The sequence below is a fragment of the Microbacterium arborescens genome (assembly GCF_049707515.1).
GTDB classification, from domain to species: Bacteria; Actinomycetota; Actinomycetes; order Actinomycetales; family Microbacteriaceae; genus Microbacterium; species Microbacterium arborescens_B.
Map to the genome: position 1 here is coordinate 195,395 of NZ_JBNAFI010000005.1, position 22,137 is coordinate 217,531.

Consider the following 22,137-nt stretch of genomic DNA (forward strand, 5'->3'; position numbering starts at 1 on the left):
ACCCACCCCATGAAGAGAACCCTGCAGTTCGGCGCCCTGGCCGGCGCCGCAGCCCTGGTGCTGGCGGGCTGCTCGTCGTCGCCCGCCCCGGCATCGAGCCCCTCCGACGATGCGACCGCTCAGGCATCCGCACCCGAGGGACCCCGTGTCGCGCTCGGCTACGAAGGCGGCGTGCTGGTCCTCGGCGGCGATGAGCTCGAGGTGATCGGCGACTTCGACTCGGAGGACTTCATCCGCCTCAACCCCGCCGGTGATGACCGTCACGTCATGGTCACGACCTCCGAGGGCTTCCAGCTGCTGGACGTCCAGCAGCCTGAACTGACCGACCTCGTCGTCCCGGCCGCTGCCGCGGGCCATGTGGTGGTCCACGGCGGCAAGACCGTGCTCTACGACGACGCGACGAGCGACACCACGATCTTCGAGTCCGCCGACCTGGCCGCGCTCGGCGACGAGCTGCCCGAGGCCGAGGTCATCCCCGGCGTCGAGGCCCACCACGGTGTCTCGGTCGAGCTGGAGGACGGCACCCTGCTGACCACCGTCGGCGGCGAGGCCGGGCGCACCGGCATCCGCGTGCTCGATGCCGACGGCGAAGAGGTCGCGTCCAACGCCGACTGCCCGGGCGTCCACGGCGAAGGCACCGCCGAGGGCGAGCGTGTCGTGTTCGGCTGCGAGAACGGCGCCATCATCTACGACGGCGGCGAGATCACGAAGGTCACCTCGCCCGACTCGTACGGACGCATCGGCAACGCCTACGTGGCCGAGGACAGCCCGCTCGTCGTCATGGACTACAAGGACGACCCCGACGCCGAGGGCTACCTGCTCCGCAATATCGCCCTCGTCGACACCGAGGCGAAGTCGTTGACGAAGGTCGCCCTTCCCGCCGGCGTGGAGTACACCTTCCGCGGCGTCGCGCGCGGACCGGCCGCCGAGGCCGTCCTCATCGGCACCGACGGCTCGCTGCACTGGATCGACCCGGCGACGGGCGGCATCACGAAGTCGCTGCCCGTCGTCGACCCGTGGGAAGGCCCGGCCGAGTGGCAGGCGCCGCATCCGGCCGTCAAGGTCGCCGGCGACATCGCCTACGTCACCGACCCCGCGGACAGCGAGCTCGTCGCCGTCGACCTCACCACGGGTGAGATCGTGCAGACGGTGAAGCTGCCGCACGTGCCCAACGAGATCGCCGCGATCTCCTGATACGCACCGTTCGCCGCATCCGCTCCTCCTCGGATCGGATGCGGCGAACGTGCGCGCCCCCCGGTTAGCCTGTGGTCGTGCCGGCCGTTTCGACCTCGCAGCGCACGTACCGATATCTGCGCCTCGCGCTGGCCGGAGCGCCCGTCGCGATGATGCTCGCCGTGCTCTTCGCGATCCCCGACGTAGGGGTGCTGCCGAGCGTCAGCCACTACTTCTACACGTCGGCCCGCACCGTCTTCTCGGCCGCGCTCGTCGCTGCGGCAGCCTGTCTCGTCGCGCTGTCCGGGCGCGGTCCCCAGCGCGTGCTGCTGGATGTCGCGGCCCTGCTCGCTCCGCTGGTCGCGATCGTGCCGACCCCGATCTCAGCCGGCGAGGTGCCCGGAGTGGCCGTCGACTGCATCGCGCCGTGCGTGCCCGTCCCGTTCGCGGACGACCTGGACAACGCGCTGGCGACCTACCTCGCCGTGGGCGCCGTCGTCGTCGCGATCGGTCTGGTGCTGGTTCGACGGGGCGATGTCGCCCTCCGCGACACCGGCCCCACGCTCGCGCTCACGGCGGCGGTCCTCGCGGCGGTAGCCGGCCTCTGGACGCTCGCGCCCCGGATCCTCGTCGGACAGGTGCACGTCGCCGCCGCCGTCGGCTTCTTCGCCGTGATCGCCCTCGTCGCCCTCGCCGAGGCCGTGCGCCCCTCGGCCGACCACCCGCCGGCGAGGCGGATGCGCATCGGATACGTGATCATCGCCCTCGCTCTGCTGATCGATCTGACGGCGACGTTCGCGTTCGGGGTGGTCGCCGATCTCCCCGTCGTGCTCGTCGGCGAGCTCGTCGCCCTGGGGCTCTTCGTGCTCTTCTGGATGATGCAGACGGCGCAGAAGTGGTCCACGCCCGATCCCTCCCTCCGACGCTGAATCGGACTTCTCCCGGGGGCACTTCTCGATGTCGGCGGCGAGGTCTAATCTTCGTCGCATGACCGCACCGCTCAGCGCGCTGGAGACTGCGCGCATGCGCGCATTCCACCAGGTGCTCGGCAACACGCTCCTCGCGAACGTCACCTCGAGCTTCCTGTGGTTCGCCCTGACCTTCTGGGCGTACCTCGCCACCGAGAACGTGCTGGCGACCTCGATCATCGGCGGGTCCTACATGCTTCTCGTCGCCGTCTTCGGTGTCGTCTTCGGCGCCCTGGTCGACCATATGAAGAAGAAGGCGGTGATGGTGCTCTCGAGCCTCATCACCCTCGGGACCTACCTCGGTGCGGGCGCGGTGTACCTCCTCTTCCCCGAGTCGGTCCTCGTCGACTGGGGACGACCGTGGTTCTGGGTGTTCGCCGCGCTCATCCTCGTCGGCGGGGTCGTCGAGAACCTGCGCAACATCGCGCTGTCGACGACCGTGACCCTTCTCGTGCCGAGCGACCGGCGTGACCGCGCCAACGGTCTCGTCGGAACCGTCCAGGGGGTGGCGTTCATCGTCACGAGCGTCTTCTCGGGGCTCTCGATCGGGCTCCTCGGTATGGGCTGGACCGTCGTCATCGCCGTCGCCGCGACGGCGCTGGCCCTGGCTCACCTGACGTTCGTGCGGATCCCTGAGCGCGGCGTCGCATCCGCGGGCGACTCCGCGATGCCCGCGTTCACCTTCCGCGGCGTCATCCCCGCCATCCGGTCGGTTCCGGGCCTCCTGGCCCTGATCCTCTTCACGACCCTGAACAACCTCGTCGGCGGCGTCTTCATGGCCCTCATGGACCCGTACGGGCTGACCCTCTTCAGCGTCGAGGCCTGGGGGATCGTGCTGGCCGTCACGGGCACGGGGTTCATCGTCGGGGGAGCGCTCGTGGCTGCGCGCGGCCTCGGACGCAATCCCGTGCGCACGCTGCTGCTGGTCAACGTCGGCGTCGCGGGGCTCGGGATGACCTTCGCGATCCGCGAGTGGTGGTGGCTCTACGCCCTCGGCATCTTCGTCTTCATGATGCTCATGCCCGCAGCCGAGGCCGCCGAGCAGACGGTGATCCAACGCGTCGTACCGTTCGAAACGCAGGGGCGCGTCTTCGGGTTCGCGGCCTCGGTCGAGTCGGCGGCGTCGCCGATCTCGGCCTATCTGATCGGGCCGATCGCCCAGTTCGGCCTCATTCCGTTCATGAGGACGGATGCCGGCGACCGTGCCTTCGGTTGGTTGCTCGGCGGCGGGGAGGCCCGTGGCATCGCGCTGGCCTTCGTCGTCGCGAGTGCGCTGATGTTCGTGCTGGTGCTGCTCGCGTTCGCGTCACCGCAGTACCGACGGCTGAGCCGTGCCTACGCGAGCGCGTCCGCGCCCGAACCGGCCGTCACCGAACCGGCCGTCACCGAACCGGCCGTCACCGAACCGGCCGGCGACGAGCCCGCCCTGAAGCAGGCCGATCCGACGACCTGAGCCCGAGTACCGCGACGACGGCGGCGAGCGCGACCATGACGAGGCCGCAGCCGGCCACCCCGATCCAGCCGACGCCGTGGAACGCGTAGCCCAGCAGCCAACCGAACAGACTCGAGCCGCCGTAGTACCCCAGGTAGTACAGCGACGCGGCCTGGGCTCTCGTTTGCGGTGGCGCCGCTGCGGGCGCCCATCCCGAGGCAATCGCGTGCGCGGCGAAGAACCCGGCGGTGAGCACGAGCAGTCCGGCAAGCACCGCCCAGACGAGCGGCACGGCGGTCACGACGACGCCGGTCGCCATGACGGCGAGCGAGGCGAGCAGCACCGGCAGGCGCCCGAAGCGGCCGGCCAACGACCCCGCCCAGGGCGAGGCGACCGTCCCCGCGAGGTAGGCGAGGAAGAGGAAGCTCACGATCCACAACGGGAGCGAGAACGGGGGCGCGACGAGGTGGAAACCGAGGTAGTTGTACACCGCGACGAACACGCCCATGAGCAGGAACCCCTGGGCGTAGAGGGCGAGTTGGCGCCGGTCGCGCAGGTTCGTGCTCAGCCGCACCAGCAGCGACGGGCCCGGCGTTTCGACGGCGCGGCGGGGAGTGAAACCCTGTGCGCTCGGTGCCAGCCAGAGGAACAACGCTGCCGAGGTGGCACAGAGAACCGCGACCGCGAAGACTCCGCCGCGCCACAGGCCGACGTCGCCGAACGGGCCCGCGACGAGCCTCCCCAGCAGACCGCCGATCGTGGTGCCGGCGATGTAGCTGCCCGCTGCCGTCGCGGTGTGCGCGGCGTCGACCTCTTCCGAGAGGTAGGCGAGCGCGATGGCGGGTACCGCGCCGAGGGCCGTGCCCTCGAGCAGCCGCGCCGTGAGCAGCAGCGGCAGCGTGGGGGCGAGCGGCGCGAGCAGGCCGAAGGCCGTCGCGGCGAGGACGCCGATCGCCATCGCCGGCACGCGACCGGTCCGGTCCGCGACGACCGACCAGGGGATGACGCTGACGGCGAGGCCGAGCGTCGAGACCGAGACCGCGAGAGCAGCCGTCGCCGGGTCCACGCCGAACTCGTTCCCGACGAAGGGGAGGACCGCCTGCGGAGAGTACAGCTGCGCGAAGGTCGCGACGCCGGCGAAGAAGAGCCCCGCGATGAGCCGGCGGTAGGCGGGCGAGCCGGGAAGATGACCGGTGAACTCGCGCACCCGGTCAGCCTACGACCGCGGGCATTCCTCGCCGGACGTGAGGAGGGCCGGTCGACTCAGAAGCGTCGACCGGCCCTGTCATCCCTTGCACCAGAGATCACACCGCGCAGTTGGGGGGAACTGCGTGAGACGAAGTTATAACGGCCGGATAACGGGATGCAATCGGATGACGGTGTTCATCAGTGGTGCATAGGCACCTTCCAGGAACGTCAGCGGCCCTCGCGCAGGGCGACCGATCCTGCGGAGACCCGGACGTCGACGGTGCTGGACGACGAGGGATCCTCAGTGAGGTCGTTGACGAACGAGCCCGCATCCTCGGTCGCACTGACGGCATAGCCGCCGCGGGGGAGGGCGAGATCCACCGAGCCCGCCTCTGCGGCGATCGTCACCGATGCAGGCTGCGCGCCACCGAGCTCTCCCGACACCCGCCCGGCACTGACCTCGACCGCCGCCTCGCGGACGCCGTCGAGGTCGAGCGAGACGCGCCCGGCCGAGACGCGTGCATCCAGACGGGTCGCGGTTCCGGCCGCGTCGACCGAACCCGCATCCGCCTGCAGCCCGAGCGCTCCGAACTCCCCGTCCACCCGCAGTGATCCCGCACCGACGCTCAGTTCGGCGTCGAGGCCGGCGAGATCGTCGGGGAGCACGAGCGTCGCTCGCGACGAGTCGCCCCACAGCCGCCATCCGCTCCACCAGTCGCGGTCGGAATCGACCACCAGCCGGTCGCCGGCGCGGGAGAGCTCCCATGCGCTGGCGCCGCCTGTGCCCGTGACCGTCAACGTCGCCTCCGCGACGTCGCCGAACGAGACCTCGACGTCTGCGGCGGCCGCATCCATCTCCAGCGCGCTCACCCCGCGGGTCGGGGCTGTGAGAGTCGCCGTCTCGACCGCGCCGCTCACGACGGTCGACACGACACTCGTCCCGACGGTGAAAAGGATGGTCACGGCGCCCGCGGCGACGGTCAACCCCGCGATGACGCGGGCCGCTGACGACGGGGACGACGTCGGCGGAGTCGTCCCGTCACCGCCGGTCGCCGGCGGCTCGGTGGGCGGGCCGGGGGGCGTCGCCGGCGGCGGGGTCAGGGTCGTGCTCATCGCACTGCTCCGTTCTGCGGCTGCGAGCCGCCGTGTTCGAGATGGACGAGCGCGGCGAGCACCCGGCGGTTGCCGTGCTCGTCCTGCTCGAGGTCGAGCTTCTGGAAGAGGGAGGTGATGTACTTCTCGACGCTCGCTTCGCTGAGGAACATCGCCGCGGCGATCGCCTGGTTGCTGCGCCCCTCGGCGATGAGCGCGAGCACCGTGCGCTCACGCTCGGTCAGGCGCGACATGCGCTCGTCGCGCGATCGGCGCGTCAGCAGCTGGGCGACGACCTCGGGGTCGAGCACCGTGGCGCCGGCGCCGATGCGTGCGACGGTCTCGAGGAACTCGCCGACGTCGGCGACGCGGTCTTTCAAGAGGTACCCCAGCGCCGCGCCCTGGGAGGTGATGAGCTCGCTGGCGTAGCGCTCTTCGACGTACTGGCTCAGCACGAGGATCGGCAGGTTCGGGTTCTCGGCGCGAAGGGCGAGAGCGGCACGGATGCCCTCGTCCGTGAAGGTCGGCGGCAACCGCACGTCGAGGATGCACATGTCGGGTCGCGTCTCGGACACGTGCCGACCGATGGCGTCGGCGTCGGCGAGGGCGGCGACGACCTCGTGCCCCGAGTCGGACAGCAGACGCACGAGACCTTCCCGCAGCAGCGTCGAGTCCTCGCAGATCAGGATGCGCACGGGACGCTCACCTCCAGAGCGGTCGGTCCGCCGGCCGGGCTGTCGAGGCGCGTGGTGCCCCCCGCGGCCGTGATGCGGTTGATGATGCCGTCGAGCCCGCCGCCGGCGATGACGCGCGCCCCGCCGACGCCGTTGTCCTCCACCCGTGCCCACAGCGTGTGGTCGTCGCGGTGGCGGACGACCACGCGGCACTCGCCGGCGCGGGAGTGCTTGGCGGCGTTGGTGAGCGACTCGGCGATCGCGAAGTAGACGGCGGCCTCGGCCGTGCGGCTGCACCGCTGGTCGACGCGCACATCGAGGCTGACGGGGACGTGCGAGCGCGCCGCCAGGGCGGAGAGCGCCGCGTCGAGGCCGCGGTCATCGAGCACCGAGGCGTGGATCCCGCGCGCGAGCTGTCGGAGCTCGGTGATGGCGGCCTTCGTCGAGGTGTGCGCCTCGGCGAGCAGCTGCTTGGCGGCATCCGGGTCGTCGTCGATCTTCTGCTGCGCGAGGCCCAGCGTCATACCGACCGACACGAGGCGGGGCTGAACCCCGTCGTGGAGGTCGCGCTCGATGCGGGTGCGCTCCAGCTCGCCGGCCCGCACCGCGCCCTCGCGCTGCACCCCGGCGGTGCGGGCGGCCTCGACCAGCTGCGCTTCGCGCGAGGGGACGAGGACGGCGCGGGCGATGATGCCGTGCAGAAGCGCGATGCCCGCGAGCAGAGCCGCCGGGATGATGACGGCCAGCACGCCCACCACGACCGCCGTCTCGACGGGCACCTCGATCCACCTCGACGCGACCGTGACGGCGCGGGTGGCGTAGAGAGGCGCGAAGATGAGGGCCGCGCCCGAGGCGACGAGGCCGACGAGGGTCAGCACGATGAGCCCCAGGACGGTCGAGATGGCGGCGTGAGCCACGCCGCGCCACATCCTGCCATCGGTGAACTGCAGCCAGACGGTGCGGAGCCACCCGCCGAAGCCGGCCCGGCCACTGCTGCGCGCCGTGAGCGTCGGGAGCCCCCAGCCGTACAGTCCGTCGACCCGGGCGTACTCCAGCCAGCTGGTGAGCCACAGGGCGTACACGAACGCCACGAGGAGGGGGAGGCCGAGGCCCAGCGCCGGGGTCAGGCCGATGCCCACCGCCAGGAGCGTCAGGATCACCGTGAAGACGGCGGTTCCCGCGAGTCCGAGAGCCGCGAGCTGGGCGAGCGCTCCGAGTGGACGCAGGAGTCGTGCGAGGCGGGGTGGGGCAGCGGTGCTGGCGACGGCGGTGGTCATGGCTCCACGCTAGGACCGCGGCCGCCGCGGCGCAGGCGAGCGGCCCGGAGACTCGGGTTCGGGTTAACCCCCGGCGGAGGGCGACCGCGTCGGTCCGCCCGGTCGGCGAGGATGGAACGGTGACCTCTCCCGACATCCGCCTCATCGCCGTCGACATGGACGGGACACTGCTCGACGCGGACGGCCGTATCCCCGAGGGTCTGTGGCGGCTGCTCCCGCGGCTGCGCGACCGCGGGATCGTCTTCGCCCCGGCGAGCGGTCGGCAGCTCGCGACCCTGCGCCGCCAGTTCGCCCCCGCACCGGTCGAGCTCGACTACATCGCGGAGAACGGCGCTTACGTCGTGCGCGGCGGCGCCGAGGTCAGCTCGGATGCCGTCGACCCCGCGTTCGCGGCATCCGTCGTGCGGCGCGTGCGCGAGCTCGACCGCCTCGACATCGGGCTCGTCGTCTGCGGCAAGCGGTCGGCCTACATCGAGCGCAGCGACGACGCGTTCTTCGCCGAGGCCGACACGTACTACGCGGAGCTCGCGGTGGTGGATGACCTCACCAGGGTCGACGACGAGATTCTCAAGCTCGCCGTCTTCGACTTCGCCCTCGCCGAGGACTCCGTCGCGCCCGAGCTGTTCGACCTCCGCGACACTCACCAGGTGGTGGTGTCGGGCCGGCACTGGGTCGACATCATGAACCCCGGTGTGAACAAGGGACGGGCGCTGTCGCGGCTGCAGGACACGCTCGGGATCGGCCCCGACCAGACGATGGCCTTCGGCGACTACCTGAACGATCTCGAGATGCTCGAGCAGGCGCGGTACTCCTACGCGATGGCCGAGGCCCACCCCGACATCGCCGCGGCCGCGCGCTACAGCGCGCCGTCGCACACCGAGGGCGGCGTGCTGACGGTCATCGAGGAGCTCCTGGCGCGCTGACCCGCCGCACCGCGCGGCGCAAGCCCGCGCCGTGCGTCGATGCGGCGGCGTAGCGTGTCGGCCATGGTCACGATTCCCACGGTCACCCTCAACGACGGCTCCGACTTCCCCGAGCTCGGGCTCGGCACCTACAACCTCCGCGGCGACGATGGCGTCGAAGCGATCGTCGCCGCCATCGACTCCGGCTACCGGCTGCTCGACACCGCGGTCAACTACGAGAACGAGGCGGAGGTCGGCGAGGCGGTGCGCCGCAGCGGCATCCGCGATCAGCTCGTCATCACGACCAAGGTGCCCGGTCGCGACCACGGTTTCGACGAGACCATCCGCAGCGCGGAAGCGTCGCTCGGGCGGCTCGGCGTCGAGAAGATCGACCTGTACCTCATCCATTGGCCGAACCCCAGCCAGGGCAAGTGGCTCGAGACCTACCGGGCGATGCTGGCGCTGCGCGACGAGGGGCAGGTCGGGTCGGTCGGGGTGTCGAACTTCACCGAACCGATGCTCGCGCGCCTCATCGACGAGACCGGCGTCGCGCCGGCCGTGAACCAGGTCGAGATGCACCCCTATTTCCCGCAGACGGCGCTCCGGGCCTTCCATGCCGCGAGCGGCATCCGCACCGAGAGCTGGAGTCCGCTGGCGCGACGCAGCGAGCTGCTGAGCGAGCGGGTGGTCACCGACATCGCCGATGCCCACGGAGTGACCGGCACGCAGGTCGTGCTGCGCTGGCACACGCAGCTGTCGTCGACCCCCATCCCGAAGTCGGCCGACCCCGCCCGCCAGCGCGAGAACGCCGACGTGTTCGGCTTCCTGCTCTCGGATGACGAGATCGCTGCGATCAGCGCCCTCGAACGCGGCCGGCTCTGGGACGGTGACCCGGACACGCACGAGGAGATGTAGGCCGCGCCGGATAGCGTGGAGGCATGCCGACGACTCCGTTCGACTCCCTCGACGACTACTACGCCCTTCCCCGCATCGACGCCGCGGTGACCTCGCCCGACGGCGCGAGCGTCGTCCTGACGGTCGCGACCCTCACGAAGGACCGCACCGGCTACGAGCGCTCGCTCTGGTCGGTCGCCGCCGACGGCAGCGGTGCGCCTCGACGCCTGACCCGATCGACCACGGGCGAGTCGGGAGCCGTCTTCACCGCCGCAGGCGACCTGCTGTTCGTCTCCGCGCGCCCCGACAACGACGCCGATGAGGGCGCGCCCGCGCAGCTGTGGCTGCTCCCGGCCGCCGGCGGCGAGGCGCGTCCGGTCACCCGCCTGGCGGGCGGGGTTTCGGCCGTCGTCACGGCGCCCGAATCCGACCGCGTCGTGATCGCCTCGTCGCTCCTGCCCGAGGCGGCCACGATCGAAGCCGACGCGAGATTGCGCGCCGAGCGGAAGAAGCTCAAGGTCTCGGCCATCGTCCACGACACCTATCCCGTGCGGTACTGGGATCACGACCTCGGTCCTCACGAGCCCGCCCTTCTCGCCCTCGACCTGGGCGAGCTCGCCGACGCCCCCGCCGTCGTCGCGACCGCCGACGCAGCCGTCGACGAGGTCGCCGCAGCGGTGGCGGGCGAGTCTGCCGCCGCCGACGAGCCCTACCCCGCCGGTCTTCCACGCCCCCGCATCCTCGTCCGCGGTCGTGCCGCGTCGACGGCGGGTATGGCGCTCACCCCCGACGGGGCGACACTGGTCGCGTCGATGCCGGTGCCGGTGGGGCGCGACGCACGCCACCGTCTCGTCGCGATCGACACCACGACGGGCGAGCTGCGCATCCTGCGCGACGAGGTCGACGTCGACGTCGAGATGCCGGCGGTCAGCCGCGACGGCAGCCGCGTCGCCTACGTCCGCTCGAACAAGCCCACGCCGGCGGGTCCGGCCGATCAGGAGCTCTGGGTCAGCGAGATCGACGGCGGGGCAGCGCTGCGCCTGGCCGCGCGTTGGGACCGCTGGCCGAGCAGCATCCGCTTCGCCGGCGACGATGCGGCGCTCGTCGTGACCGCCGATGACGACGGTCGCGGCCCGGTCTTCTCCGTCCCGCTCGACGGGGGTGCGGTGACGCAGACGACGCACGACGACTTCGCCTATACGCATGTCGAGCTCGCCGCCGGTACGACGGATGTCATCGCGCTCCGTTCGAACTGGATGACCCCGCCGCATCCCGTCCGGGTGGCCGCCGACGGCACCGTGACACCCCTGGTGAGCCCCGCGCCCTCGCCGGCCACGACCGCGTCGATGGTCGAGGTCGAGACCACCGCCGATGACGGAGCCCGCGTGCGCGGATGGCTCGTGCTGCCGGAGGGAGCGGATGCCGCAGCTCCCGCGCCCCTGCTGCTCTGGATCCACGGCGGCCCGCTCAACAGCTGGAACGCGTGGAGCTGGCGGTGGAGCCCGCTGCTCGCCGCCGCCCGCGGCTACGCTGTGCTGCTGCCCGACCCGGCGCTTTCGACCGGCTATGGGCTCGACTTCATCGCGCGGGGGTGGGATGCCTGGGGCGCCGCGCCCTTCACCGACCTCATGGCCATCACGGATGCCGTCGTCGCGCGCGACGACATCGACGAGACCCGCACGGCCGCGATGGGCGGCTCGTTCGGCGGTTACATGGCCAACTGGGTCGCGGGTCACACCGACCGGTTCGATGCGATCGTGACCCACGCGAGCCTGTGGGCGTTCGACCAGTTCGCCGGCACGACCGACTTCGCTCCGTACTGGCAGAGCATCTTCAGCCCCGAGGGCGCCATCGCCAACTCGCCGCACCGCTTCGTCGCCGACATCCGGACGCCGATGCTCGTGATCCACGGAGACCGCGACTATCGCGTGCCGATCGGGGAGGGCTTGCGGCTGTGGGCCGACCTCAACGAGCACCACGCGGCCGAGGACGGCACGAGCCCGCACCGGTTCCTGTACTACCCGGACGAGAACCACTGGATCCTCTCGCCGCAGAACGCGCGCGTCTGGTACGAGACGGTGTTCGCCTTCCTCGAGGAGAATCTGCCCGCGCGCCCCTGAGCGGTGCGTCGGTCGCGGCGCTCAACCGACCGAAATGGTCCCTTCCTCGCTCGGGAGGGGACCATTTCCGTCGGGTCGAGGTTCACGGTGCCGGCGGAGGAAGGATGCGGCGGAGGATGAGTCGTTGCGCCAGCGTCCAGGCCACCGTCACCGCGAGGTACAGGCCCGCCGCGAGCGGTACGAACACCGCCACCACCGCCGTCGCGAACTGTGCCGCACCGAGCATGCCCGAGACCGCCGCCGGCGCGTCGGTGATACGGAACGACCGGCGTGTCAGCTCGCCGACGAGCGCGATCGCGGCGATCACGACGCCGAACACCAGGGCGGCTGCGAGCGGCACTGACCCCGACGCGACGGTGCCCGCGAGGCTCGACCCGAGCGGAACACCGGCGAGCGTCTCGGCGAGCAGCCCGTTGGCATGGCCCGAGATCGTGGGATGGATGAAGACCCCGTAGAGCAGTCCCACGACGGGTGCCTGGACGAGCAGAGGCAGGCAGCCCGCCGTCGGCGAGACGTTCTCGTTGCGATAGAGCTTGAGGGTCTCGCGCTGCAGTCTCTCGCGGTCGGCCCGGTAGCGCCGCTGCAGCTCGCGCAGCCGGGGTGCCAGCCGCGCCCGAGCACGATCAGCGCGTGCCTGGGCGACCCCGGCAGGGATCAACGCCGTGCGCACCGCGACCGTGATGAGGATGACGGATGCCGCGGCGGCGAGGCCCCCGAGCGCGGGTTCGAGTGCCGCGGTCAGCGCGGCGAGGATCGAGGCGACCGCGTCGAGCGCGGCGGCGATGGGCGGGAAGGAATACAGGTCCATGAGGAGTCCGATCGTCGAGGCTGAGCACGAGGGATCAGCCGCGAAGGGACGCCGGACGGCGCGGGGCGCCGGCGCGCGGGTGCGCGCATGGGTGTGGAGCCGTTCCGGGCGTGGCTACGCGGCTGAGGCCGCGTAGCCCGGGGCCCGGGGGCGTCGTCGACCGGGAGCGTCCGGGTCGCTCTGCGCCAGCAGCGTCGACGGCGAAATCGACCGTCGCGGGTGGGGTCGCCGCGAGCCCGCGGCCCCGGTCGTCGTGGTCGCGGCCGAGATCGAGACGACGGCGATCGCGATCGCGAGGAGGGCGACGGCGGTCGCCGCCGCGAGCCCGCCCGAGTCGCCCAGCGACAGGGCGCCGACGACCGACAGCAGCATCGGGAGCACGGAGATGACGGGCATCACTCCGCCTCGGTCCGCGTCCAGCCGGCGGCGCGCTCGAGCAGAGCAGCATCCCCGTCGAAACGCGCGCCTGCCGAGCGCGACCGTCGCAGCGCGAGGAGGAGAAGCACGAACCCGCCGATCGGCATCAGGTTCAGCAGCACCCACCATCCCGACAGGTTCGAATCGTGCAGCCGTCGCACCGCGACCGTGAAACCCGGCACGAAGGTCGCCGCGACCCACACGGTCGAGGTCCACAGGTAGACAGCCACGAGGGTGGAGAGAGGGCCGGTCGGGGCGATCGGCCCGAAGAGCTCGGTGCCGCGCCATCCCCACCAGCCGAACGGGTGGAGGCCGAGGTCGAGCTGCGGCCACCGTCCCGACAGCATCCGCGGGATCACGAGCAGGAAGACCATGGCGGCGGCGAACCCGACGGCCATCCACCACCAGTACTCGCTTCGGCTCGCGCGTCCGCGGAGCCGGAAGGCGTGCGCGACGAAACGGCGCATGGCCTGGGACAGCGAAGCGTTCGGCAGCGGTGCTGTCGAGTCGGCCTCCATCCCGCGATGCTAGCCGAGCGCTGCGGGGCGGTACAGGCTCTCTCGTCTGTCAATCGTGGCCGCATCCCGCGCGCGGAAGCGGCGGTCACCGCCAGGTGAACCGGGACCGCAGGGTTCGCCGCCCCGCCGGGCTCAGTGCGGCGCGTGGTATTCCGGCTCGCCGCGCTTCCAGTAGCCCTTGACCGTGATTCGTTCGGGATCGAGGCCCCAGCGGTCGAGCAGCAGGCGCCGGCCGGCGCGGACGATCGACTGCTCCGCCGCGATGAAACCGAAGACGTCGCCGCCCGGCCGGTCCTTCGCCTCGAGCGCGTCGAGCCGTGCCGCGAGAGCCGTTCCCGCGAGCGAGGTGCCGCGAGGGATCTGCTCGACGTCGACGCCCGGGGGCGTCGCGATGGGCAGCTCATGAGCGGCGTCGGGCACTTCGATGAGTATGCGCCCGACAGCCGCGGCATCCATGTGGTGGGCGAACCGTCGCATCGCCGGAACGGCGGTCTCGTCTCCCGCCAGCATCCAGGCATCGGGTCGTCCGGTGAGCACGGCCGAGCCGCGCGGACCGCCGATTCCGATCGTCGAACCGATCTCGGCGGTCGCGGCCCATTCGGCCGCGACGCCGGCGTCGTGGACGGCGAACTCGAGGTCGAGCCAGCAGCCGTCAGGGTCCCAGGCGAGCGGGGTGAATTCGCGGCTCGGCGCCGCGCGCATCTCGTCGACGGTCTCAGGCTCGCCGTCGGGGAAGAACACGCGGATGTGGTCGTCGCAGCCGGGGGAGTCGAACCCGCGCAGGTCGGCGCCCTCGACGCGCACCCTCACGTACGCCGGCGTCAGCCAGTGACGCGCTGCGAGACGGACGGTCCGGAATCGCAGTTCGAGACCGCGGCGAGCGATCTGGAACGGCGGGGTTGCGCTCGTCGTGGACACGAAGGTTAGGCTAACCTACACAGCCGCGGGTCGGGCTTCTGTCGACACCCGCGCCCCGCGGCACGACATCGATTCCCACCGCATCGCACCAGGAGCCCCCACGTGACTCTTGCATTCCGCCGTCCCGCGCTCGTCTCGATCGCCCTCGCCGCCGCCCTCGGCCTCGCCGGCTGCGCCTCGTCGGCGAGCCCGTCGACCGACGAGACCCCCGCAGCCACCGTCGCGGACACGGTCGCCGTGACCGACAACCACGGCGAGATCGAGGTCCCGGTGGCTCCCGAACGAGTCGTCGCACTCGACAACACGACCTTCCAGACGCTCAGCGACTGGGACATCGACCTGGTGGCGGCGCCGAAGCCGCTGATGTACGACCTCTGGCCCAACCTCTCCGGCGGCGACGACGTGCTCGACGCGGGCCTGCACCGCGAGCCCGATCTCGAAGCGGTCATCTCGGCCCAGCCGGACCTCATCGTCGGCGGATACCGATTCCGGGAGATCTACGACGATCTGAAGGCCATCCAGCCCGCCACGATCGAGACCAGCCCGCGCGATGGCGAGGAGCAGATCGCCGAGCTGAAGCGCCAGGTCGAGATCCTCGGTCGCGTGTTCGATCGCGAGGACGACGCGAAGCAGCTCGCCGATGCCCTCGATGCCGCCGTCGCCGACGCGAAGGCCGCCTACAACGGAACCGACACCGTCGTCGGGCTCATCACGTCAGGCGGCAAGATCTCCTTCGCGGCACCCGGCGAGGGGCGCGGGGTGGGGGCCGTCTTCCCGACGCTCGGCCTGGTCCCCGGTATCGACCAGGCTGCGGAGGATGCCTCGCACGGAGACGACATCAGCGTCGAGGCGATCGCCGCGGCGAACCCCGAGTGGCTGATCGTCCTCGATCGCGACGCCATGTTCGGCGAGGACGGCTACGTCTCGGCCGAGGAGCTCATCGAGGGCTCGGAGGCGCTGCAGAACGTCCCCGCCGTGCAGAAGGATCAGATCATCTACCTCGCACCGAGCTTCTACCTCGACGAGGGCATCCAGGCGTACACGAAGCTGTACAGCGACATCGCGGCGGCCTTCGCTGCGGCGAACTGATCGCTCCGGCTTCGCCCCCGTCGCCCGTGACGGGGGCGAAGCATCGCATCATGACTGCGCTCACCGCTCCCGCCCGTGCCCGGCACCGCCTGGCTCTGCCTGCCGCGATCCTCGTCGTGGCCGGCCTCGTCGTGTGCTCCCTCTTCGTCGGCGTCTACGATCTCGCCGCCGACGGCGTCGGTACCGAGATGCTCTGGATCACCCGCGTTCCCCGCACTCTCTCCCTCGTCCTCGCCGGCTGCGCCATGGCCGTCTCCGGCCTCGTGATGCAGTTGCTGACCCAGAACCGCTTCGTCGAGCCGACGACGACCGGGACCACCGAATGGGCAGCTCTCGGCCTGCTCGCGACCGTCCTGCTGGTGCCCGAGTCGCCGCTCGTCGTGCGCATGCTGTTCGCCAGCATCGCAGCGTTCGTCGGCACGATGGTCTTCCTGGCGATCCTCCGCCGCATCCCGTTGCGCTCGTCGCTCGTCGTGCCTCTCATCGGGATCATGCTCGGGGCGGTCGTCTCGTCGTTCACGACCTATCTCGCCGTCAGCACCAACGCGCTGCAGATGCTCGGCACCTGGTTCATGGGCAGCTTCACCGCCGTCGTCCGCGGCCGTTACGAAGTGCTCTGGGTCGTCGGTGTCGTCGTCGTGCTCGTCGCGCTCTTCGCCGATCGGCTCACCGCTGCGAGCCTGGGGAAGGACGTCGCGACGACGCTCGGCCTGAACTACGACCGGGTGCTCCTGCTCGGCACGGCCCTGGTCGCCGTCGCGACCGGGGTGACCACGGTGGTCGTGGGCTTCCTGCCCTTCCTCGGTCTCATCGTGCCGAACCTGGTATCGATGTGGCGCGGTGACAACCTCCGGGCGAACCTCCCCTGGGTGTGCCTGGGAGGGGTGGCGATCATCGTCGTCTGCGACATCGTCGGCCGCGTCATCCGGATGCCGTTCGAAGTGCCCGTCTCGATGATCCTCGGGGTGCTCGGCGCCGCGGTCTTCATCTCCCTGCTCCTTCGGCAGCGCGCGCATGGCTGAGGCGGTCCGTACCGCGGTAGGCGACCCGACCGAGGCCGCCCCGGCGCGGCCGCCGCGGGTGTGGCTCCGGTTCGTGCTGCTCGCCGTCGTGGTCGTGGTCGCGGCGGTCATGCTGCTGACGTGGAGCATCCCGCTCGATCCCGGCCAGCGCGGCTACTGGCTCGCGGTGGAACTACGAGTGACCACCGTCGTCACGGTGGCGATCGTCGCGTGCTGCCAGGCGGTGGCGACGGTTCTGTTCCACACCGCCACGGGCAACCGCATCCTCACGCCCTCGATCATGGGATTCGATGCGCTCTACGTCGTCATGCAGACCGCGCTGGTGTTCTTCTTCGGCGGGGCGGCGCTCGCCGCGACCGACGGGCTCGTCAAGGTCGCCCTGCAGAGCCTTTTGATGGTCGGGTTCGCGACGCTGCTCTACGGCTGGCTGTTCGCCGGCAGGCGCGGGAACCTGCACATCATGCTCCTCATCGGAATCGTTCTGGGTGTCGGGTTCAGCTCGCTCTCGACCGTCATGCAGCGCCTGCTGACCCCGAGCGACTTCGACCTCCTCTCCGCACGCCTGTTCGGCAACCTCAGCAACTCCAACCCGGAGTACCTGCCGTGGGCCGCAGCGATCGTGGCGATCGTGATCGGGGTCGTGTGGCACCGCCGTCGGCGCCTCGACGTCATCACCCTCGGTCGCGACGTCGCCACGAACCTCGGGATCGCCTACAAGCGCGAGGTCACCGTGCTGCTGATCCTCGTGGCCGTGCTGATCTCGGTCTCGACGACCCTGGTCGGTCCGATGACCTTCTTCGGGTTCATCGTCGCGACCCTCAGCTACCAGCTGGCGGGGTCGACCCGGCACGCCGTCGTCCTGCCGTTCGCCGGACTGCTGGGCATGGCCACCCTCCTCGGCGGCTACTTCGTCCTGCGCCACGTCTTCTACGCCGCCGGGATGCTGACGGTCATCATCGAGTTCGCGGGCGGACTGTTCTTCATCGTCTACCTGCTCCGAAAGGGCGCGCTGTGATCACCCTGACCGATGTCTCCAAGAGCTATGGCGGCCTACGCGTGCTCGGCCCCATCGACCTGCACATCCCGGCGGGCGGGGTGACGGCTCTGGTCGGGCCGAACGGCGCCGGCAAGTCGACGCTGCTCACGATCGTCGGCCGGCTGACCGAGCCGACGACCGGCACGGTGACGGTCGGCGGCCTTGACGTCGCGGGCACACCCAGCCGCGAGCTCGCGCGGGTCGTCTCGATCCTGCGACAGGAGAACCACTTCGTCACACGTCTCACCGTGCGCGACCTCGTGGGGTTCGGACGCTTCCCCCACTCGGGGGGCCGCCTCACCGACTCGGATCGTCGTCACGTCGACGACGCACTGCGCTTCCTCGACCTCCAGGACCTCTCGCATCGCTACCTCGATCAACTCTCCGGCGGGCAGCGCCAGCGCGCCTACGTCGCGATGGTGCTCGCGCAGGACACCGACTGCATTTTGCTCGACGAGCCGCTCAACAACCTCGACATGCGGCACGCGGTGGGGATGATGCAGCAGCTGCGGCGGGCCGCCGACGAGCTCGGCAAGACCGTGGTGGTCGTCATCCACGACATCAACTTCGCCGCCGCGTACGCCGATCGCATCGTCGCCCTGACGGACGGAACGCTGGCGTGCGCGGGAACCCCCGCCGAGATCATGCGTCCCGACGTGCTCGAGGCCGTGTTCCAGACCCCGATCGCCGTGCGCGACGACGGGGACTATCCCCTCGCGGTCTACTTCCGCTGAGTTCTCCAGCGCCGTGACGCGGCGTGCGCGAGAGCGATGCCCGCTCAGGATGCCGTGACCGACACCTTCGGCTGCGACGGGGCGCGCGGTGCTGCCACCTGCAGCCCGACGCGCACGGTCTGACCCGGCGCCAGCGCGGATGCCCATCCGGCGCCGGTGCAGGTGATCGTCGAGCCGCTGAGCCCGCACGTCATACCCCAGGCGTTGGGCACGGAGGTCGCTCCGGGGGAGTCCCACGACAGCGTCCACCCGCGCGTCGCGACGGATGCCGTCACCTCGAACTCGGCGACGTATCCCTCGCCCCAGGAGCTCTGCAAGATCCAGGTCGCGGCCGGGGCGCGGCCCGGCGCCGGGGTCGGTGTGGCGCTGGGCTTGGGCGTCGCTGTCGGCTTGGGTGTCGCTGTCGGCTTGGGTGTCGCGGTGGGCTTCGGGGTGGGCTTGGGTGTCGCTGTCGCGGTGGGCTTCGGGGTGGGCTTGGGCGTCGCGGTCGGCTTGGGCGTCGCCGTGGCGGTCGGCTTCGGGGTCGCGGTCGGCTTCGGGGTGAGCTGGGCGACGGGCGTGAGGATGGGACGGAGCGCGTCGAGTTTCGCCTGCTGCCGTGTGCGCCAGTCGTCGGCGAGCAGGCCGCCGGTGTCACCGCTGTTGGGGTTGTACGACCAGTACGCGAAGCTCATCCCCGTCGAGGAGAGGTACGACACGAGGGTCTTCAACCACGCGCGGTCGCTGTCGGTCTCGAGCTTGGTGCCGAATTCCCCGACCAGGACGGGCGCGATCCCCTGCTTGACGAGGTACCCCCAATTGGCGTCCCAGATCCCCGGCAGGTTCTCCGGATAGTCCCGCGCCGCGAACCACGACTGCGCGAAGATCGACGCGGGGTACTCGTGCGGTGAGTACACGACGCGATTGGCCACCGAGAGCCGGACAGGGGCGCTGCGAACGTCCTTCAGCCCGCCTCCCCACCAGGTCGAGGTTCCGTCCGCCTGACGTTCGACGCCCTCGACGATCACGAGCAGGCGCGGGTTCACCGACAGCACGGCATTGCCCGCTCGCGTCGCCGCGGCGCGCCAGTCTCGCGCCGGGTCGCCGCAGTTCCAGCACGCCGGACCATGGGGCTCGTTGTGCAGGTCGACGCCGACCACGGCGGGCTCGTTCTTGTAGCGAGCCGCGAGCATCTTCCAGTCGTCGATCCAGCGCTGCTCGCTGTAACGGGCGGTGTACCACAGCTCGCTCTGCGCGTCGGAGCCGGGGCGATGGCGGTCGAGGATCACCGACAACCCGCGCGCCTTGGCCCGCGCGATCACCGTGTCCATGAGCTGCAACGGGGTGAGCGAGACGAGGTCGGGGTTGGCGTTGGCATCGATGGAGGTGGTCGCGCGTGCCGCGAGGCACTCGTTCGAGAACGGCAGGCGGATGGTGTTGAAACCCATCGACGCGATGTCGGCGAGACCCGTGTCGAGCGAGATCGTCCAGAGCCCGTGAGGCGCGCAGTTCGAGGTCTCCATGCCGAACCACGACACCGCCTTGATCGTGTGCGGCGCGCCGGAGGCGGTGACGACGGACGAGCCCTTCGTCGAGAGCCATCCGACGATCGAGGGCGCCGCGGCTGCGGGCGGAGCGGCGGCGGTCAGGCCGCTCACGAGAACGAATCCGAGGATCGCTGCCGCCGACATCGCGCGCGTCCTGCCGCGCCGCCACCATCCGCCCATCGGCACCCCTCGGTCATCCGTCGGCTCATGCTAGCCGTGCCGCGAGCCTGTTCATGACTCGAGGGCCGCGAGGGGATGGTTCAGAGCTGCGCGCCGTCGTCATCCCGGTCGTAGACGCCCTCGTTGCGCCCGCGGCGCGACTCGTAGGCGATGAGCCACCCGACGGAGATCGCGGCGGCCAGCACGACGCCGAGCCACACATTGTCCATCACCAGGCCGAAGACGATGCCGAGGACGAAGACGAGGGCGGCTCCGAGCGCCCAGTAGGTGTGCCCGCGCTGCCAGCCTCGATTCGCCATGTCCCGAGCCTACGACGCTCGAGCGTCGCGGCGCGGGTCGGCGTGCGTAGACCTCACCGATCGCGATGATCCTCGGGATGCAGTCGCGGTCCGCGCCGCGGCTCGAACACCCCGCCCGCGTAGATGAGCCGGATGACGCGCTGCCGGTGCCCTTTCCACGGCTCGAGCAGCTCGAGCATCGCATCGTCGTCCACTCGATGACCGGTGAGGGCGTACCCGACCGTGTGACACAGGTGGTAGTCGCCGACGCTCACCGCATCCGAGTCGCCGAAGGCGCGGATACGCGTCTCGGCCGACGTCCACGGTCCGATTCCGGGCAGTGACGTCAGGATGTCTTCGCGCTCGTCGCCGTGCGGGGCGGCAGCCACGGCGCGCTCGATCGACGCCCTGCGCCGAGCCGCCGCGACGACGGTGCGCGACTGCGGCGGTTCCAGACCGGCGCGATGCCACGCCCAACTGGGGATGAGGTGCCAGTCCGCGGGCGGCGCGAACATCGGGCGGGGAGTGGGGCCCGGGGCGCGCTCGCCGTACCAGGTCACGATGGCGCGCCAGGCGCCGAAAGCCTGCAGGCCCGTCACCTTCTGCTCGAAGATCGCGCTCGCGAGGTCGTCGAAGACGAGGTCGGTCGCGCCCAGGCGGATGCCGGGATGCCGATGATGGATGTCGGCGATGAGCGGATGCCGTGAACCGTCGAAGCCGTCCGGGTCGTCGTGTCCGCCGCACAGGCGCGGCAGCTGCTCGATCGCCCACGCAGCGCCCGGCCCCCAGGCCGCTGCCTTGACCGAGGAACGCCTCACGCGCAACGCCAGGGTCGCGACGCCGTGCGGCGTGCGGCTGGCACGCCAGATCACGTCTCCCGCCGTCGTCATCGTCGGGTCGTGCGCACCGTGCTGCTGGTGGCGCACGGCTCGCGCGATGTCGATCGGCGAGGCCGGCCGGTACTCGGTCTCGATCGGCGGGGACGAGGGTGGTGCCGGAAGGTCGCGGGTCGCGCGGCGGCGACCCGGTATCCGTCCCGGCGTCCGTCCGGTCGTCACCGCGCTCATGCCGACACCCTACGTCGGAACCTCCGACATGCCGTCGTCGACGACGCAGCGCCAGCCGCGCGTGGAAAGGTCAGAAGCGGTCGGGCGAGGGCGTGCCGTGACCGTAGCGGATGACCACGTCGGCGTGTCGATCGAACCGGTAGCCGACACCGCGCACCGTGCGCACGATGTCCTCGTAGCGTCCGAGCTTGGCGCGCAGACGCCGGACGTGGACGTCGATCGTGCGCTCGCCGGGAGCCTCCTCGTCGGCGCCGCTGTTCCAGAGCGAGTCGACGAGCTCGGAGCGTTCGATCGTGCGGCCCTCGCGCAGCACGAGGTACTGCAGCAGCTCGAACTCCTTGAAGGTGAAGGCGGCCGATTCGCCGTCGATGAAGACGCGCTTGCGCGAGATGTCGACGGTCACGCCGCCGGGGACGTGGTCCTCGGCGGGGGTGTCCTGCTTCGTTCGGGCGACGGCGCTCGGCTCGTGGAGCGCGAGGCGCACGACATCCACGTCACGTCCACCGGCACCGACCGGGGCGAGCGCCACGGTCGCGTAGGTCTCGGCGTGGGGGGCGAGTTCGCCGAGCGTGCGGCGGAGCGCCTCGACGAGGGTCGAGAGCGAGACGCCGTCCGCTGCGGCCTTGGCCTCGTCGATGCCGACGTAGAGCGCGAATCCGCGCGGAGCGGTGGAGCTGGCGGCAGCGGGTGCCGGCGGAGGCGTCTCGACGGCGCGGAGGTGGCGAGTCGGGGCGGCGGGGGCGAGAAGAGCGGTGTTCGACATGGAGGTTCGTCCTCGGAACATGAACCCGGGCTGGCAGCCGGTGGCGGGTTCGGATGTGCGT

22 protein-coding genes are annotated in these 22,137 nt (G+C 71.0%); 10 read left to right on the plus strand and 12 right to left on the minus strand.

Annotated elements, in window-relative coordinates; all coding sequences use genetic code 11:
* Positions 1-9 precede the first annotated feature (9 nt).
* From aztD to ACPYN5_RS11570, 3 genes are all read left to right on the plus strand, one after another.
* The gene (aztD, locus tag ACPYN5_RS11560; protein WP_424449137.1) at positions 10-1,194 is read left to right on the plus strand and encodes a zinc metallochaperone AztD; all 1,185 of its coding nucleotides are present in this window, start codon (positions 10-12) and stop codon (positions 1,192-1,194) included.
* A gap of 77 nt (positions 1,195-1,271) precedes the next feature.
* Positions 1,272-2,102: a hypothetical protein gene (locus ACPYN5_RS11565; protein WP_424449138.1), complete on the plus strand. Its 831-nt coding sequence runs from the start codon at positions 1,272-1,274 to the stop codon at positions 2,100-2,102.
* A gap of 58 nt (positions 2,103-2,160) precedes the next feature.
* Positions 2,161-3,594 carry an MFS transporter gene (locus tag ACPYN5_RS11570; protein ID WP_424449139.1) on the plus strand — a complete coding sequence of 478 codons (1,434 nt, stop codon included), beginning with the start codon at positions 2,161-2,163 and terminating at the stop codon, positions 3,592-3,594.
* Here ACPYN5_RS11570 and ACPYN5_RS11575 read toward each other — a convergent pair.
* The 4 genes from ACPYN5_RS11575 to ACPYN5_RS11590 form a co-directional block, all read right to left on the minus strand.
* Positions 3,539-4,780, minus strand: a complete 1,242-nt coding sequence (locus tag ACPYN5_RS11575) for an MFS transporter (protein ID WP_424449140.1) — start codon at positions 4,778-4,780, stop codon at positions 3,539-3,541. The genes ACPYN5_RS11570 and ACPYN5_RS11575 overlap by 56 nt on opposite strands.
* Before the next feature lie 209 nt (positions 4,781-4,989).
* Positions 4,990-5,874 carry a hypothetical protein gene (locus tag ACPYN5_RS11580; protein WP_424449141.1) on the minus strand — a complete coding sequence of 295 codons (885 nt, stop codon included), beginning with the start codon at positions 5,872-5,874 and terminating at the stop codon, positions 4,990-4,992.
* The gene (locus tag ACPYN5_RS11585) at positions 5,871-6,548 is read right to left on the minus strand and encodes a response regulator (protein WP_424449142.1); all 678 of its coding nucleotides are present in this window, start codon (positions 6,546-6,548) and stop codon (positions 5,871-5,873) included. The genes ACPYN5_RS11580 and ACPYN5_RS11585 overlap by 4 nt, the downstream gene beginning before the upstream one ends.
* Positions 6,536-7,804, minus strand: a complete 1,269-nt coding sequence (locus ACPYN5_RS11590; RefSeq protein WP_424449143.1) for a sensor histidine kinase — start codon at positions 7,802-7,804, stop codon at positions 6,536-6,538. Before ACPYN5_RS11590 ends, ACPYN5_RS11585 begins: the two co-directional genes overlap by 13 nt.
* Before the next feature lie 119 nt (positions 7,805-7,923).
* On the opposite strand from ACPYN5_RS11590, the gene ACPYN5_RS11595 reads away from it, so the two are divergent.
* The 3 genes from ACPYN5_RS11595 (at position 7,924) to ACPYN5_RS11605 (ending at position 11,720) form a co-directional block, all read left to right on the plus strand.
* A complete protein-coding gene (locus ACPYN5_RS11595; protein WP_424449144.1) occupies positions 7,924-8,727 on the plus strand; it encodes a Cof-type HAD-IIB family hydrolase in 804 nt (267 codons plus the stop codon).
* Positions 8,728-8,790: 63 nt separating this feature from the next.
* On the plus strand, positions 8,791-9,621 hold the full coding sequence (locus tag ACPYN5_RS11600; RefSeq protein WP_424449145.1) for an aldo/keto reductase: 831 nt from the start codon (positions 8,791-8,793) through the stop codon (positions 9,619-9,621).
* A gap of 23 nt (positions 9,622-9,644) precedes the next feature.
* Positions 9,645-11,720, plus strand: coding sequence for a S9 family peptidase (locus ACPYN5_RS11605; RefSeq protein ID WP_424449146.1), 2,076 nt, complete (start codon positions 9,645-9,647; stop codon positions 11,718-11,720).
* A gap of 82 nt (positions 11,721-11,802) precedes the next feature.
* Here the strand turns inward: ACPYN5_RS11605 and ACPYN5_RS11610 are convergent, their stop codons facing one another.
* The 4 genes from ACPYN5_RS11610 to ACPYN5_RS11625 form a co-directional block, all read right to left on the minus strand.
* Positions 11,803-12,528, minus strand: coding sequence for a YidC/Oxa1 family membrane protein insertase (locus ACPYN5_RS11610; protein WP_424449147.1), 726 nt, complete (start codon positions 12,526-12,528; stop codon positions 11,803-11,805).
* 114 nt (positions 12,529-12,642) lie between these two features.
* A complete protein-coding gene (locus ACPYN5_RS11615) occupies positions 12,643-12,924 on the minus strand; it encodes a DUF6412 domain-containing protein (RefSeq protein ID WP_424449148.1) in 282 nt (93 codons plus the stop codon).
* On the minus strand, positions 12,924-13,463 hold the full coding sequence (locus ACPYN5_RS11620) for a DUF805 domain-containing protein (protein ID WP_424449149.1): 540 nt from the start codon (positions 13,461-13,463) through the stop codon (positions 12,924-12,926). Before ACPYN5_RS11620 ends, ACPYN5_RS11615 begins: the two co-directional genes overlap by 1 nt.
* A gap of 132 nt (positions 13,464-13,595) precedes the next feature.
* Positions 13,596-14,381, minus strand: coding sequence for a siderophore-interacting protein (locus ACPYN5_RS11625; protein WP_424449150.1), 786 nt, complete (start codon positions 14,379-14,381; stop codon positions 13,596-13,598).
* A 102-nt stretch (positions 14,382-14,483) separates the two neighbouring features.
* Here ACPYN5_RS11625 and ACPYN5_RS11630 point away from each other — a divergent pair, with 102 nt between their 5' ends.
* Genes ACPYN5_RS11630 through ACPYN5_RS11645 form a run of 4 tightly spaced genes read left to right on the plus strand, consistent with a single transcriptional unit; the run spans position 14,484 to position 18,262 of the window.
* Positions 14,484-15,470, plus strand: a complete 987-nt coding sequence (locus ACPYN5_RS11630) for a siderophore ABC transporter substrate-binding protein (protein WP_424449151.1) — start codon at positions 14,484-14,486, stop codon at positions 15,468-15,470.
* Positions 15,471-15,520: 50 nt separating this feature from the next.
* Positions 15,521-16,492 carry an ABC transporter permease gene (locus ACPYN5_RS11635; protein WP_424449152.1) on the plus strand — a complete coding sequence of 324 codons (972 nt, stop codon included), beginning with the start codon at positions 15,521-15,523 and terminating at the stop codon, positions 16,490-16,492.
* Entirely contained in the window at positions 16,485-17,507 is a 1,023-nt protein-coding gene (locus tag ACPYN5_RS11640; protein WP_424449153.1) for an iron chelate uptake ABC transporter family permease subunit, read from the plus strand. Before ACPYN5_RS11635 ends, ACPYN5_RS11640 begins: the two co-directional genes overlap by 8 nt.
* Complete coding sequence (locus ACPYN5_RS11645) at positions 17,504-18,262, plus strand: iron ABC transporter ATP-binding protein (RefSeq protein WP_424449154.1); 759 nt, start codon at positions 17,504-17,506, stop codon at positions 18,260-18,262. Before ACPYN5_RS11640 ends, ACPYN5_RS11645 begins: the two co-directional genes overlap by 4 nt.
* 44 nt (positions 18,263-18,306) lie before the next feature.
* On the opposite strand, the gene ACPYN5_RS11650 is transcribed toward ACPYN5_RS11645, so the two are convergent.
* The 4 genes from ACPYN5_RS11650 to ACPYN5_RS11665 all read right to left on the minus strand — a co-directional run bounded on the left by ACPYN5_RS11650 (position 18,307) and on the right by ACPYN5_RS11665 (position 22,076).
* Positions 18,307-19,968, minus strand: a complete 1,662-nt coding sequence (locus ACPYN5_RS11650; RefSeq protein ID WP_424449155.1) for a cellulase family glycosylhydrolase — start codon at positions 19,966-19,968, stop codon at positions 18,307-18,309.
* A gap of 80 nt (positions 19,969-20,048) precedes the next feature.
* Positions 20,049-20,267: a hypothetical protein gene (locus tag ACPYN5_RS11655; protein WP_424449156.1), complete on the minus strand. Its 219-nt coding sequence runs from the start codon at positions 20,265-20,267 to the stop codon at positions 20,049-20,051.
* 53 nt (positions 20,268-20,320) lie between these two features.
* Positions 20,321-21,313, minus strand: a complete 993-nt coding sequence (locus ACPYN5_RS11660; protein ID WP_424449157.1) for a DNA-3-methyladenine glycosylase family protein — start codon at positions 21,311-21,313, stop codon at positions 20,321-20,323.
* A 70-nt stretch (positions 21,314-21,383) separates the two neighbouring features.
* A complete protein-coding gene (locus tag ACPYN5_RS11665) occupies positions 21,384-22,076 on the minus strand; it encodes a winged helix-turn-helix domain-containing protein (RefSeq protein ID WP_424449158.1) in 693 nt (230 codons plus the stop codon).
* Between the last annotated feature and the right edge of the window lie 61 nt (positions 22,077-22,137).